This is a genomic window from Candidatus Pantoea deserta (genome assembly GCF_003813865.1).
Taxonomy (GTDB): Bacteria; Pseudomonadota; Gammaproteobacteria; order Enterobacterales; family Enterobacteriaceae; genus Pantoea; species Pantoea deserta.
In genome coordinates, this window is record NZ_RMVG01000016.1 from 94,958 (window position 1) to 107,688 (window position 12,731).

Consider the following 12,731-nt stretch of genomic DNA (forward strand, 5'->3'; position numbering starts at 1 on the left):
CTTACAGGAGAATTTATGCTGTGGTTCTGGAATGCTTTAATCGTGTTACTCACCGTGGCTGCGATGGAGATCGCCGCTGCGCTGTCGCACAAATATATTATGCACGGCTGGGGATGGGGCTGGCACCGCTCCCACCACGAACCGCATTCCGGCTGGTTTGAAGTTAACGATCTTTACGCGGTAGTGTTTGCTATCGTGGCGATTATATTAATCTACCTCGGCAGTCGCGGCGTCTGGCCGCTCCAGTGGATAGGGGCGGGTATGACCCTTTATGGCGTGCTCTATTTTATTGTCCATGATGGTCTGGTGCACCAGCGCTGGCCCTTTAAATACATCCCGCGACGCGGCTACTTTAAACGACTCTATATGGCGCATCGTCTGCATCATGCGGTGCGTGGAAAAGAACACTGCGTCTCTTTTGGCTTTCTCTATGCGCCGCCGCTGTCAAAACTGCAGGCGACGCTGCGTCAGCATCATGGCCGCAAGGCTAACGCGGACGCTGCCACAGCTCGGCAGGACGCGGCGGCGAAGCGGCCGCCCGAGATCTGACGGCCTGCACCGAACCCGCCGCCAGCAGCAGGAGCTTTTCCTGCTTGCTGGTTGACTGGCGGTTATCCCAGGCGGTCTCACCCGCCTGATAAACTTTCACGCCGATGCGACGATACACCTCTTTCGCGGTGGCAATCGCCCAGGCTGAGCGTAGCGGCAGACCGGCAAGACCCGCCGTGGCCGAAGCATAGTAGGGTTCGGCCTCGCTGACCAGCCGTCGCGCCAGCCCCGCCAGCGCCGTACGGTGCGCGCGGTCGGCAAAATGAAGCCGATCCAGTCCGGCTTCTTCCAGCCAGCTCTCCGGCAGATAACAGCGACCCGCCCGCGCATCCTCCACAATGTCGCGCGCGATATTGGTCAACTGAAAGGCGATGCCCAGATCGCAGGCGCGATCTAGTGTCGCCTCGTCGCGCACGCCCATAATCTGCGCCATCATTAGCCCGACCACGCCGGCAACGTGATAGCAGTAGCGTAACGTATCCTGAAGGGTCTCGTAACGCGCGCCGCGCACGTCCATCGCAAAGCCTTCCAGATGACCAAAGGCGTAAGCGGGTGAAATATCGTGAGCGATCGCCACCTCCTGGAAGGCGGCAAACGCTGGTTCAGGCATCTGCGCGCCTGCGTACGCCTGACGGGTTTTAGCCTCCAGATCTTCAAGACGCTGCTGGGGCGATTGCGCCGAGGGGATATTGCTGGCGAAGCCCAGTTCCTGCTCGTCGATAACGTCATCGCAATGGCGGCACCAGGCATAGAGCATCAGCACGCTGCGTCGGGTTTTGGCGTCAAACAGCTTCGAGGCGGTGGCAAAGCTCTTTGAACCCACCTCCATGGTTTCGACCGCGTGATGCAGCAGGGTGGGATTATTCATGCAGATCCTCCAGCATCAGACTGGCGGTGGCTTTGGCAGAGCCGATCACGCCGGGAATGCCCGCGCCCGGATGGGTGCCTGCGCCGACCAGATAGAGGTTGCGGATATGGCTGTCGCGGTTATGGGGGCGAAACCAGGCGCTCTGCCTTAAAATCGGCTCGACCGAGAAGGCAGATCCGTGCCAGGCATTCAGCTCATCGCGAAAATCAAACGGCGTAAACATGCGGTGCGTCACCAGCTGGCTGCGCAAACCGGGCATATAGTGCTGTTCCAGATAAGCGAAAATGCGATCGCGCAGCCGTGGCCCCTCGACATGCCAGTCAATATCGGCGGTACCCAGATGAGGAACCGGGGCCAGCACGTAGTAGCTGCCGCAGCCCGGCGGGGCCAGCGACGGATCGGTCACGCAGGGGGCGTGCAGGTAGAGGGAAAAATCTTCCGCCAGCCCGTCGCGGTTAAAGATCTCGTCAATCAGCTCGCGGTAGCGCGGACCAAAGCAGACGGTATGATGCGCCAGCTGGTCGTGATGATGGTTAAGGCCGAAGTAGAGCACAAACAGCGAATTGCTCATGCGCCTGGTTTTTAGCTTACTGGCCTGGGCCGCTGCCGCAGGATGCTGGCGGAGCAGATCGCCATAGGTATGCACGACATCGGCATTAGAGGCGACGGCGCGCGTCTCAAATACCCGGCCATCCTCCAGATGAACCGCCGATATGCTGTCGCCTTTTGCCTCGATCCGGCTGACGCGCGCGTTAAGCTCCAGCGTGCCGCCCAGGTCCTGAAACAGTTTGATCATTCCCTGCACCAGCGCGCCGGTGCCGCCGCGCGGAAACCAGACGCCCCATTCGCGCTCCAGCGCATGGATCAGCGTATAGATTGACGAGGTGGCGAAAGGGTTGCCGCCGACCAGCAGAGAGTGGAAAGAGAAGGCCTGCCGCAGCTTGTCATCTTCGATAAAGCCTGCCACTTTGCTGTAGACGCTGCGCCACGCCTGCAAGCGCGCCAGCTGCGGCGCGGCGCGCAGCATATCGCGAAACGACAGAAAGGGAACGGTGCCGAGTTTCAGGTAGCCCTCGGCGAAAACGGCGCGTGAATAGTCGAGAAAGCGCTGATAGCCCGCCACGTCGCGCGGGTTGAATTTGCGGATCTCCGCCTCCAGCCTTGTCTGATCGTTATCGTAATCGAAGACCTCGCCGGACTCCCAGCAGAGCCGGTAAAAAGGCGTGACCGGCAGCAGTTCGACATAGTCGCGCATCGATTTGCCCGCCAGCGTAAATAACTCCTCGATCGCCGTGGGATCGGTGATCACCGTGGGACCGGCATCAAAGGTAAAGCCCTGATCCTGATAAACATAGGCGCGGCCGCCTGGTTTGTCGCGCTGCTCCAGCAGTCGCGTCGGGATCCCCGCCGCCTGTAAGCGAATCGCCAGCGCCAGTCCGCCAAATCCTGCGCCAATTACCGTGGTGTGCTTCATCGTGATGCTCTTCGTCCGGAAGGGTGAGTGAGAATAGCCTGGAGCGCCGCCAGTACGGGTACGGGTGGTTTGCCGCTGAGAATGCGCGCGCGGTCGGCCAGCGTAAGCTGACCGGCATAAAAGCGCGCAATCAGTCCTTGCGGCAGGCCATAAAAGCGCTGCATAACGCGCCAGCGTTGATCCGCGTCGCCTGCCAGAAACAGCATGCGGTTAAGCATGCGGAAAAAGCCCTGGCGCTGCCAGGCGGCCTGCGCGAATTGCTGAATACGCGGCGCGAGCGTTTCGGGGGAAAACTGCTGTTCCGCAGCCAGCCTGTCTGCCAGCGACACCGCCAGCGGCAGAGAGTAGCCGGTGGTGGGGTGAAACAGTCCGGCCCGCAGCCCGACGGCAGGCGGACGATGCTGCCAGAAGCGGCTAAAATCGCCCGCCAGGGTAATAGGTAACGCGCCGCGCTCTTCGCGCGTCAGCGTTTCCAGCTGCCAGCCCTGACGCGCCGCGTAATCGCAAATGTTCTGACGCGCCTGCGCCGCCGCCAGCGAGGCGTTGTCGATATAGTGCGTATCCTCAATCAGCAGGCGGGTCGGAGAGAGCGGCAGCGTATAAACGAAACGATAACCGCCCTGCTGATCAACGGTTGCGTCCATCAGAACGGGTCCTGTCAGCCGGTGGGGGCGGCTCAGCGTCCACTCCTGGCCGACAAAGGTCTGAAAGCCGATATGCAGCGCCGCGTCAGGCTGGTAGCCGCGGCCGTCAATCACGGCGCGCGCGCGCAGCACCTCGCCGCTGGCAAGTTGAACATGATCGGCGCCGTAACAGGCTACGGTCTGATTAAGCCGCAGCGCATCGCCAAGCTCTGCGCGCAGCACCTCATCGAAGCGCGCGGAACTGATGCAAAAGTAGCCGCTGTTAAGCTGGCGGGTCAGTTGGGGAAAGCGGACCTCGTAGTGCGGCCAGTGGTGCGCAACCAGCGGCGCGATCCAGCGATGCTGCTCTTCGCTGAGATCGCCCGCATGGAAACACCAGGTATGATTGCCGCCTGCCCTTGCGCCAGCTTCCAGCACCAGCACGCGCAAATGAGGCTGGCGCTGTTTCAGCCGCAGCGCCAGCAGGCCGTTTGCCAAACCAGCCCCTAAAAGCAGCAGATCATACTGCGATGTCATAATGTTTCTCCGCGCGAACCGGCTGGCGCGTCAGCAGCGCGCGCGCGGTAATTTCGGCGGCGCGCTCAACGCCGCCGCAGTGGGTTAGCTGTGGCTTCAGCGACGCCATACGCTGTCTGGTGGCGTCATCCTCCAGCAGATGACGCAGATGGCGCGCAAGCTGATGGCTGGTGGCGAAACGCGAGGCGCGAATGCCCAGACCATGATGCACCAGCCGCGCGGCAATGCCCGGCTGATCGAAAGCGATCGGAATCGCCAGCAGCGGCGTGGCGTGCGTGACGGCGTCAAGCACCGTGTTCAGCCCGCCGTGGGTGACGGCCACATCCGCCTGCGCCAACGCGGCGCGCTGATCGACAAAGTCGGTGACCCGCGCGGCGCCGGCGCGCAGCAGTTTCCTGGCCTGAAAATCGCTGAGGCCGCCGCAGTGGGCGATCAGCAGTTCGGCATCCAGCTCGCGACAGGCTTTCGCCAGGGTTTTAAACAGGCCGTAGCGGCTGCCTTGCAGCGTGCCGAGCGAGGCAAAAATGCGTGGTCGCGGGCCGTTGCTGAACAGCGGCGCGGCCGGCTGACCAGGGGCTTCGCGTAGCGGGCCGGTGGCGTGAAAGTGTTCAGGCAGCGCGCGGCGCGGAAAATCGAGCGCGTGCGGCAGCTGGCTAATCTGCGCCAGCGGCGACAGGCACTGATGCGGCTGATGATGGCCGGACAGGCCGAACGCGCGAGCATGGCGCGCCAGTACCCGATCGTGGCTGCGCATCATCCAGTCGTAAATTTTTTCGCTGGAGGCGAAACGTTCATGCGCGGCGCTGTTAGTGCCCCACAAAAAAGGCATAACGGGCAGCGGAAAATGCGCTTCGCGGTTAACCGGTAGCGCGCAGGCCACGGAGACAAAGGGTAGCCGCAACGCGTCAGCCACCAGGCCGCCGGCCGGGGCCATCTGATCGACAATCAGCCCCTCTATCCCCAGCGAGCGCAACGCAGCGGGCAGCTCGCGGCACAGCATATCGCTGCTGCTGGCCATATCGCGGATGAGCCGCAGGATGCCTAATCCGGTAGGGTGGGCGGCCAGCTGCAAGGTATGACTAAGGCTGCCTGCCGGGTGCGTCGCCTGCCCAATAGCGTGAAACCCGATATTGCTGTCGCTGAGCAGCGCGGCGGCATCCGCCTGCTGAATAAAGGTAATGCGATGGCCCCGCGCTATCAGCGCCTGCGCCAGCGTCTGAAGCGCGCGCATATGGCTGTAAAAGGGCGGCGCGATAATGGCGAAGTGGCTCATGCTGCTTCTCCCGCGCGCTGTAGCGGCGCAAGGCGTAGCTGTCGCAAATTGGCGCTGCCCGTACAGAAGCAGGCGACGCGCAGCTGCTCGATCAGCGTCTGAAAATGGATCGTTACCGCCTCCGCAGAGTGCAGCGCGCTGCTGAGCACCGCCGCCGCCTGACCAACAATATCCGCGCCGAGGCGTAGCGCTTTTGCCGCATCGATACCGTCGCGGATACCGCCTGAGGCGATTAGCGGCATACCGGGAAGCGCGGCGCGTACTGCGCGCAGCGCCTCATCGGTAGGGATCCCCCAGCTGGCGAAGGCCATCGCCACCGCGCGCTGCTGCACCGTGCTGGCGCGTTCGCCTTCAACGGCTGCCCAGCTGGTGCCGCCTGCGCCCGCGACATCAATCATGCTGACGCCGACCTCGGCCAGCCGCTGCGCGACTGGCGCAGAGATACCAGCCCCGACCTCTTTAATCACCACCGGCACGTCCAGCTGTTCCACCAGCTGCGCAATTGCCTGTAGCACGCCGCGCCAGTCGCGATCGCCGCCGTGCTGAAGCGCTTCCTGAAGGGGGTTGAGATGCACGATCAGCGCATCGGCTTCGATCATATTAACGGCACTGAGCGCCAGCTTACGGCCTGATTCGCCCAGAATTTGCGCGGCGCCGAGATTCGCCAGCAGCGGAATGTCAGGGGCAATACGACGCAGCTCGCGCGTCAGACCAAAATTGTTGTCGCTTTCCAGCGCCACGCGCTGCGAGCCGACGCCCAGCGCCAGGCCCAGCGTTTGCGCGGCTTCGGCGAGATGGTGGTTAATGGTTAACGCGCGCGCCGCGCCGCCGGTCATGGAGCTGATAAGAAAGGGCGCCTGCATGGTGCGGTTAAAGAGCCGGGTACGCAGATCGATATCATCGAGATGCAGTTCAGGCAGCGCGCAGTGGGTAAATTGCCAGCGAGCAAACCCGCCTGGCGCGGGCGCGGTATTGCGCAGCACGATGTCCAGGTGGTCGTTTTTGCGTTTCGTCAGGTCCGTGTCCTTCATAGCTGTTCCCTGTATTCAAACGGAATGCAGACGGCAAACGCGCGGTCAGCGGACCGAAGCGAGTTTTTTGTCGAACCAGGCCTGAACAAAATGCCGGGTGGAATAACCGCTGGTACAGGCGGAAGCAAGGTGACGGTCAGCGCGATTCAGATGATCGCGCAGGCGCTTTTCTACTACCTGGCAGCCCAGCATATTAACCAGCGTTGATTTACCCGCATCCTGACAGGGGTCTTTGCCGGTATCGCTCTGACCGTCGGTTAAATCGTCCAGCAGCTGAAAGGCCTGGCCGAGATCCAGCGCGAAGCGGTGCAGCTTTTCTCGCGCGTCCAGCGGCGCGCCTGCGGCAATCGAGGCCATCTGCATCGCCGCGCTAAACAGGGCGCTGGTTTTGAAGTGATTGGTGAGTTGAATCGCGTCGGCGCTGCGCGGCTGGTTGCCCTCGGTCAGGTCACGAAATTGCCCCTGCACCAGTCCCTGAATACCCACCGCATGGGAGAGCTCCGCGACGGCCTGCGTCTTCGCCTGACTGTTTATGCCCTCGGCCAGGGCAATGACACCAAAGGCGCGGCTCAGCAGCGCCACCGCGGCCAGAATGGCGACGGGTTCGCCGAACTGACGATGTATTGTCGGGCGGCCGCGCCGCAGCTCGGCGTCATCCATGCAGGGAATATCGTCAAGGATCAGCGAGGCGGCATGAACCATCTCGATAGCGCAGGCTATATCCAGCAGGCCGTTTTGGTCATCGCGGTAGCCCAGATCCTGCGCGGCAAGCATCAGCAAGACCGGTCGAATGCGTTTCCCCGGCGCCAGCGCGCCTTCGCGCATGGCAAGCCCCACACAGTCGCGTTCGCTCTCAACCGGCAGCAGCCGATCGAGGCGCTGTTCGATGTCGTTCAGTAGCATCAGGGGATCGCTGGGAATAAGGGTTGGATCTCTTTCAGCAAAAATAGTCATGATGGCAGTCCTTACATGCAGTTGAGCGCGTCGGCCTGTCGTAATTGCAATGAACAAAGTGGCGCAAAGAGAGCCATCATTTTAAAAAGAGAGCCTGTTTTATTAATGGCCGCAATGAGCTTAGCTTTATCGTTTTGTTTTGACGCTGCGGTGAGATAAAGCGTAGTCGAAATAAAGGCTAAAAGAGAAATAAGTGACAATAAAACAATAATTTTATTCACGAACTAAGTGCGGCCGCTGTCGGCGTATCCGCGATTAACTGATTCACCAGCGTCAGGGTCTGTTTAATCTCCTGCGGCGTCAGCGCCCCTTCTTTAGCGAAGCGCACCACGCCCTGCCTGTCCAGGATCACCACGGCAGAGCCATGCGGCGCGAGCTGCCAGCTGGACTGCGCCACCCCGCTGCTGTCAATAATAAAGTGCTGCCAGGGCGCATCACGCTTGCTGGATTCAATACTGCGCCTGACAAAGATGGCGCTGCCGGGAATGGCGTCGTCCGTATTCACAATGGTGGTGGTTTGAAAGCGGGCGCGGGGAAAGTCCGCCTGCTGAATCGCGGCGATAAGCGGCGCATTTTGCTCTTTGGCCGACAGACGACCGGCAACGTGAATCACCATTCTGACCTTGCCGGTCAGTGACTGACTGCTCCAGCGCTGATAAACCAGCGCCTGCTGCTGCATAACCAGCTCGCCTTGATTAGCGATAAATACCAGCGGCAGGGGTTTGCCTGTTTCAACCGTATGCGCGCTGGCAAAAGGGGAAAGCAGCGCGCTGCACAGTAGTAGCTGAAGTCGTTTCACGCATCCTCGCGCACCAAAAGAGAGAATAACAAGCCTGGGCGACAAGGTGCCGCTTCGCCAGTTTATGAAAGCGTAATTTTTACGCCTGGCTCATAAAATAATCACTTGCTCACTGAGTCAGATCAAAAATCTCATCTCAAAAGGGTCTAAATATGGATAAATCCATTCGCAAAAGGAGATGAACGTGAAAAGTGAGTTAATGACACTTCCGGAAGTCGCACGCTATCTCAACGTGTCGCCGCCACGACTGGTGCGAGCCTACTGTAACCAGGGCACGCTGGAAGGGGTGCCGCTGCCGGAGCCGCTGGAAAACCGGCCTTTCAGACAGCGTTACTGGTCGCGTGAAGAGGTGCGTCAGTTTAAACACAGGCTGGCGCTTCTTCATCATCCGGTCTGAGGCCCCAACGGTAGTTGACAGGTCAGAGGCGGGAATACCGTCGCTCGCGTCAGGTTTAATATCTGACGCGTTGCGATCGCGCTTTCTTTCCCGCCCTGGCCCTTGTCCTCCGCGCTTAACCCCTTTTACTTTAGCTGCCGCTAACGGTTCCGCTCATCACGCCTGATGCCTCGGCATCGACCAGAAAACAGATGAGCGTGGCATCCCGTTCGGCGGTGATAAAAGGCAAGGCGGCGCTATCTCCGGCAACGTCGCCTTTATGCAGGCGCTGACCGTCCAGCGTCACAACGCCATCCAGCACCGCCAGCCAGGGCGCAAAGCCTGGGACCGCAGGAACCTCGATGGATTTGCCGCGTTCCAGACGCACATCATAGATATGCACCGCCTGGCGCAGCGTTAACGGCGCGGCGCTGCCTTCAGGCCCTGCCAGCCACGACCAGGCATTATGCGTAATGCCGTCAGCGCGCTCCAGCAGCTGGGTTTTCGCTTCGCCGCCTGCCTGCGCCGGGCGAATAAACGCCTGTAATACTTCGGCTTCGATCAGCGGCGCAGCTTCTTCATGCCGAAGTCCTTCCCCTGCATTCACCACCATGACGCGTTTGGCTGACAGAGGCGTGCGTGCGCCGTCGGCGTCGGTGTGCTGTACGGACCCGCGCCACACATAGCTGAGAATATCGTCGTTGACGTGCTCGTGCATCGGAATACGCGCGCCGAGCTTCAGCGTCGTCATATCGACAATCGCCAGCGGTCCGAATTGCTCACCGGGCCGCAGGCGGCGAATGGTAAAAGGACCGTACTCGAAAAGCTGGCCACGATGGGCGCGAACAACGTTCATCATCTTCTCCTGTTAAAGGCGTTTAAAGAGATGATAAACCGATTAAATAAGATGATAAGGTGGGCTGGTTGTTGGGAGTGTTCAACTTTTTTGAACAAGCTGCCCGCCTGTAAGGACGGGCAGCCGCCAGGCTTTATTTACCCTGTTCGTCGCTCTCGCCGAGGAAGAAATACCACAGCGGTATCGACATCAGGCCGGTAAAGACAGAGGTATAGAGAATAACCATTAGCGCCTGGGTGACATACATCATCAGCGACCAGTCGCTGAAGGGGATCTGATACTGTTCAATAACGCCGCTGATAATGGCTTTGCCCATCACCGTGCCCACAATCAGCCACAGAATGCCCACGCTGCGCAGAAAGTAGCGCATCTCTTTCTGTTTTGCAGCAAAGCGGCCGCGCACGATGCCCAGCGGCGACTGTTGCTCCAGCGGCGTTACCGGCTGCGGCCGCGCATCACGCTGCGCATCACGCCAGCGCACGACATCGATCGCGATAAACAGCAGCAAACTGATGCCCATAACCGGCAGCGCCGTGCCCAGCGCCAGCGCGACAATCAGTGAGGCTCCCTGCGCATAGCGCGGCAGCGCCAGCCAGGCGCTCAGGAGCGTTTGCGCCGGATTTTGCGCAGGCAGCGCCGGACGACGCATCCACCACATGCGGTAGCCCAGCACAATCATGGCGCACAGGCCAAAGCCGAAAAGGGCGAGCAGCAGCTGATTAGGTAAGCCAAACAGCACGCCCATATGGGCATCCACGCCCCAGCGCGTCAGCTTCGCCACCAGCGGGAAATGGGCGAACTCAACGCGATCGACAATGGCAAAATTCACGGGATCGACCGAGACGGCGTCCACCTGGCTTGGCCAGCTGCGATCTATTTCGCTCACCGTCCAGGCCTGGCCTTCACCCGCTGGCTGACGCAGTTCGACCTTAGCGGCCTGAATGCCGTTGCGGCGCGCCGCGCTCAGCACGCTGTCCCAGTCCGCATCGGCAGCATTGACCGCTTTTGCCGCCACGGCGGGCATCGTCATGCCGCTCATATCCATGCCGTCCATGTGCGGCATCGTCTGGTGCTCAGCATGAGGATCGGCGCTGGCGGCGGGCGCGTTCGCATTCAGGGCGGTGCGCACCTGCGGCGTCAGCCAGCCTAAATCGCTGCGCATTTTATCAATGTTGCCGCCTGCCCACTGCGACCAGGTGAGACCCGTCACGGAGAAAAACACCAGACCCAGCGCCAGAACCAGACCCAGCGTAATGTGCCAGTGCCGGGTAAGCGCGAAGCCGGCGCGCGGCGTCTTTCGCTGTCGACGCGGCCGCGTGCCGAGCCACAGCAGGATACCGCCCAGCGCGGCCACCCACAGCCAGGAGGCGGCCAGCTCGCTGTAGATACGTCCGACATCGCCCAGCAGCAGGCCGCGATGCAGCTGATCGAGCCACATCCGCAGCGGCAGCACGCCGCTGGTGCCGTAAACGGTCATATCGCCCTTCACCTGTAAGGTATAGGGATCGATAAACACCGAGCGCGATTCTGACGCGCCGAGATCGCGCTGGCTGAACTGTACGCGCGTCGTATCCTCTGGGCCTGGAGCGGGACGCACCGCATAGATGCGCGCCGACTCGCCGATATGTTGACGCGCCGCAGTGATTTGCGCAGAGAGAGAGCGGGCCTCGCCCTGGGGCTGAGTGGTCAGCGCGGAAGCGTAAAGCGCATGCTCCATCTGCGGCGTGAGCACATACAGCGTGCCCGTCAGCGCAGCGATAAAGATAAAGGGCGCGATAAACAGCCCGATGTAGAAGTGCAGGCGGCGCAGCAAGTTAAATAGCGAACCGCGCGGCCGTGCCGTTTCCCGAATTGATGACATAGCGCATCCAGTTTTATTCAGTTAAAAACGAGCCTGTCTCCGCCGCGTTATGCGGCAGACATGCAGGCATGCTGATTAAAAAGCGCGGCGGGAAGGCGGGGCGCGAGGCCGATAGACGCGGATTTCACGCTGCCGCAGCGGCGGAAGCGTTCGCAACGGCGGCGGCGAGCGTGAAATCAGCAGCATTAGCCAGATCAGGGGAACGGCGGTCCAGAGCATCAGCGGCACATGCACCAGCAGTTCACAGTAGCCGCAGGCGAAACTCTCTTCGCCCGACATGCTGTGATCCGGGGACATCATGCCCTCTGCGCTGTGGTGCATCATCGGCATCGCCTCAGCGCTATGCGACATCATCATCCGATCTGACATTGCATCGTGCTGGCTGGCCATTAGATCCTTTGATACCACGGGCGCGACAAACAGCAGCAGCACCGCCAGGATAGCCAGGCAGGCGCTTAATCGTTGTTGCAATGGGGTAAAAAAGGTCATGAAAACATCACTGGCCGGTAAACGTCAGGCGGCATTTTACCGCGTTGCGGTCCAGAACGGGGCTAAATCTGGAAAAATTCTTAGCCTTTGCGCTTACAGGTCAATAACGGACTCAGAAAACCGAGCTACCGAGACGTTCGCTGAGCAGCTCCAGCACGGCGGTTCCGGCCAGCGAATTGCCGATGCGATCGAGACCGGGCGACCAGACGGCGATGCTCATTTTATTGGGAATGATGGCGATAATGCCGCCGCCGACGCCGGATTTCGCTGGCATACCGACGCGCCAGGCAAATTCGCCTGCGCCATCGTACATGCCGCTGGTGATCATCAGCGCATTAATTTGCCTCGCCTGGCGCGGCGAAATGATCGGCACGCCATCTGCTGTCTTACCCTGATTCGCCAGGTAAACAAAGCTGCGCGCCAGCTCAATGCAGTTCATCGACAGCGCGCAGTAGTGAAAATAGGTTTGTAACACTTCACTGACATCGTTATGGAAATTGCCGAAAGATTTCATTAGCCAGGCGATGGCGGCATTACGAGCGGAATATTCGTACTCTGAGCGGGCGACGTGGCGATCATACTGGATGTCACTCTGCCCGCTCAGCTGGCGCACAATCTCCAGCATGCGCTGGCGCGGCGCGGTCAGACGCGTTTCCAGCATATCGCATACCACCAGCGCGCCGGCGTTGATAAAGGGGTTGCGCGGTTTGCCGTGCTCGAGTTCCAGCTGCACCAGGGAATTAAACGGCTGACCGGAAGGCTCTTTGCCGACGCGCTGCCAGAGTTCGTCGTCGCTGTAGCGCGTCAGCGCGACGCTCAGCGACAGGACCTTGGAAATCGACTGAATCGAAAAGCGAGTCTGTGCATCGCCGGCCTGCCAGATTTGTCCATCCGGCGTCGCGATAGCGATACCCAGCGCATGGGCAGGCACCTCGGCCAGCGCGGGAATATAGTCGGCGACCTTGCCTTGCGCGGTGAGCGGACGAACCTGATCCAGCAGGGTTTCCAGCAGAGCGTTGTCGAGTTCGGTCACAGGTGAAT

14 protein-coding genes are annotated in these 12,731 nt (G+C 60.6%); 2 read left to right on the top strand and 12 right to left on the bottom strand.

What is annotated here, in order from left to right; genetic code table 11:
* Positions 1–15 precede the first annotated feature (15 nt).
* The gene (locus tag BBB56_RS18035; RefSeq protein WP_123802315.1) at positions 16–549 is read left to right on the top strand and encodes a sterol desaturase family protein; all 534 of its coding nucleotides are present in this window, start codon (positions 16–18) and stop codon (positions 547–549) included.
* Here BBB56_RS18035 and crtB read toward each other — a convergent pair.
* The 8 genes from crtB to BBB56_RS18075 are packed head-to-tail and all read right to left on the bottom strand — an operon-like array spanning position 488 to position 8,108.
* Positions 488–1,417, bottom strand: coding sequence for a 15-cis-phytoene synthase CrtB (gene crtB, locus BBB56_RS18040; protein WP_123802316.1), 930 nt, complete (start codon positions 1,415–1,417; stop codon positions 488–490). The genes BBB56_RS18035 and crtB overlap by 62 nt on opposite strands.
* A complete protein-coding gene (locus BBB56_RS18045; protein WP_123802317.1) occupies positions 1,410–2,891 on the bottom strand; it encodes a phytoene desaturase in 1,482 nt (493 codons plus the stop codon). The genes crtB and BBB56_RS18045 overlap by 8 nt, the downstream gene beginning before the upstream one ends.
* The gene (gene crtY, locus BBB56_RS18050; RefSeq protein ID WP_123802318.1) at positions 2,888–4,051 is read right to left on the bottom strand and encodes a lycopene beta-cyclase CrtY; all 1,164 of its coding nucleotides are present in this window, start codon (positions 4,049–4,051) and stop codon (positions 2,888–2,890) included. Before crtY ends, BBB56_RS18045 begins: the two co-directional genes overlap by 4 nt.
* Entirely contained in the window at positions 4,035–5,324 is a 1,290-nt protein-coding gene (locus BBB56_RS18055; protein ID WP_123802319.1) for a glycosyltransferase, read from the bottom strand. The genes crtY and BBB56_RS18055 overlap by 17 nt, the downstream gene beginning before the upstream one ends.
* On the bottom strand, positions 5,321–6,355 hold the full coding sequence (gene fni / locus BBB56_RS18060) for a type 2 isopentenyl-diphosphate Delta-isomerase (RefSeq protein ID WP_123802320.1): 1,035 nt from the start codon (positions 6,353–6,355) through the stop codon (positions 5,321–5,323). The genes BBB56_RS18055 and fni overlap by 4 nt, the downstream gene beginning before the upstream one ends.
* A gap of 45 nt (positions 6,356–6,400) precedes the next feature.
* Positions 6,401–7,309 carry a polyprenyl synthetase family protein gene (locus tag BBB56_RS18065; RefSeq protein WP_123802321.1) on the bottom strand — a complete coding sequence of 303 codons (909 nt, stop codon included), beginning with the start codon at positions 7,307–7,309 and terminating at the stop codon, positions 6,401–6,403.
* A gap of 11 nt (positions 7,310–7,320) precedes the next feature.
* Positions 7,321–7,530, bottom strand: coding sequence for a hypothetical protein (locus BBB56_RS18070; protein WP_123802322.1), 210 nt, complete (start codon positions 7,528–7,530; stop codon positions 7,321–7,323).
* Positions 7,527–8,108 carry a YtfJ family protein gene (locus BBB56_RS18075; RefSeq protein WP_233593064.1) on the bottom strand — a complete coding sequence of 194 codons (582 nt, stop codon included), beginning with the start codon at positions 8,106–8,108 and terminating at the stop codon, positions 7,527–7,529. Before BBB56_RS18075 ends, BBB56_RS18070 begins: the two co-directional genes overlap by 4 nt.
* 178 nt (positions 8,109–8,286) lie before the next feature.
* Here BBB56_RS18075 and BBB56_RS18080 point away from each other — a divergent pair, with 178 nt between their 5' ends.
* The gene (locus tag BBB56_RS18080; protein ID WP_369409916.1) at positions 8,287–8,505 is read left to right on the top strand and encodes a helix-turn-helix domain-containing protein; all 219 of its coding nucleotides are present in this window, start codon (positions 8,287–8,289) and stop codon (positions 8,503–8,505) included.
* 130 nt (positions 8,506–8,635) lie between these two features.
* On the opposite strand, the gene BBB56_RS18085 is transcribed toward BBB56_RS18080, so the two are convergent.
* The 4 genes from BBB56_RS18085 to glsB all read right to left on the bottom strand — a co-directional run bounded on the left by BBB56_RS18085 (position 8,636) and on the right by glsB (position 12,723).
* Positions 8,636–9,343 (bottom strand): pirin family protein, encoded by a 708-nt coding sequence (locus tag BBB56_RS18085; RefSeq protein ID WP_369409917.1) that lies wholly within the window; start codon positions 9,341–9,343, stop codon positions 8,636–8,638.
* 130 nt (positions 9,344–9,473) lie between these two features.
* Positions 9,474–11,201: a DUF2534 family protein gene (locus tag BBB56_RS18090; protein ID WP_123802324.1), complete on the bottom strand. Its 1,728-nt coding sequence runs from the start codon at positions 11,199–11,201 to the stop codon at positions 9,474–9,476.
* Between the two features lie 75 nt (positions 11,202–11,276).
* A complete protein-coding gene (locus BBB56_RS18095) occupies positions 11,277–11,690 on the bottom strand; it encodes a DUF2946 domain-containing protein (protein ID WP_123802325.1) in 414 nt (137 codons plus the stop codon).
* 112 nt (positions 11,691–11,802) lie between these two features.
* Positions 11,803–12,723, bottom strand: a complete 921-nt coding sequence (gene glsB, locus BBB56_RS18100; protein WP_123802326.1) for a glutaminase B — start codon at positions 12,721–12,723, stop codon at positions 11,803–11,805.
* Between the last annotated feature and the right edge of the window lie 8 nt (positions 12,724–12,731).

What these genes read in the sequence shown, in the direction of transcription:
- BBB56_RS18035 (WP_123802315.1), top strand. Translation starts at nt 16, where the DNA reads ATGCTGTGGTTCTGGAATGCTTTAATCGTGTTACTCACCGTGGCTGCG.
- crtB (WP_123802316.1), bottom strand. Translation starts at nt 1,417, where the DNA reads ATGAATAATCCCACCCTGCTGCATCACGCGGTCGAAACCATGGAGGTG.
- BBB56_RS18045 (WP_123802317.1), bottom strand. Translation starts at nt 2,891, where the DNA reads ATGAAGCACACCACGGTAATTGGCGCAGGATTTGGCGGACTGGCGCTG.
- crtY (WP_123802318.1), bottom strand. Translation starts at nt 4,051, where the DNA reads ATGACATCGCAGTATGATCTGCTGCTTTTAGGGGCTGGTTTGGCAAAC.
- BBB56_RS18055 (WP_123802319.1), bottom strand. Translation starts at nt 5,324, where the DNA reads ATGAGCCACTTCGCCATTATCGCGCCGCCCTTTTACAGCCATATGCGC.
- fni (WP_123802320.1), bottom strand. Translation starts at nt 6,355, where the DNA reads ATGAAGGACACGGACCTGACGAAACGCAAAAACGACCACCTGGACATC.
- BBB56_RS18065 (WP_123802321.1), bottom strand. Translation starts at nt 7,309, where the DNA reads ATGACTATTTTTGCTGAAAGAGATCCAACCCTTATTCCCAGCGATCCC.
- BBB56_RS18080 (WP_369409916.1), top strand. Translation starts at nt 8,287, where the DNA reads ATGAACGTGAAAAGTGAGTTAATGACACTTCCGGAAGTCGCACGCTAT.
- BBB56_RS18085 (WP_369409917.1), bottom strand. Translation starts at nt 9,343, where the DNA reads ATGATGAACGTTGTTCGCGCCCATCGTGGCCAGCTTTTCGAGTACGGT.
- BBB56_RS18090 (WP_123802324.1), bottom strand. Translation starts at nt 11,201, where the DNA reads ATGTCATCAATTCGGGAAACGGCACGGCCGCGCGGTTCGCTATTTAAC.
- BBB56_RS18095 (WP_123802325.1), bottom strand. Translation starts at nt 11,690, where the DNA reads ATGACCTTTTTTACCCCATTGCAACAACGATTAAGCGCCTGCCTGGCT.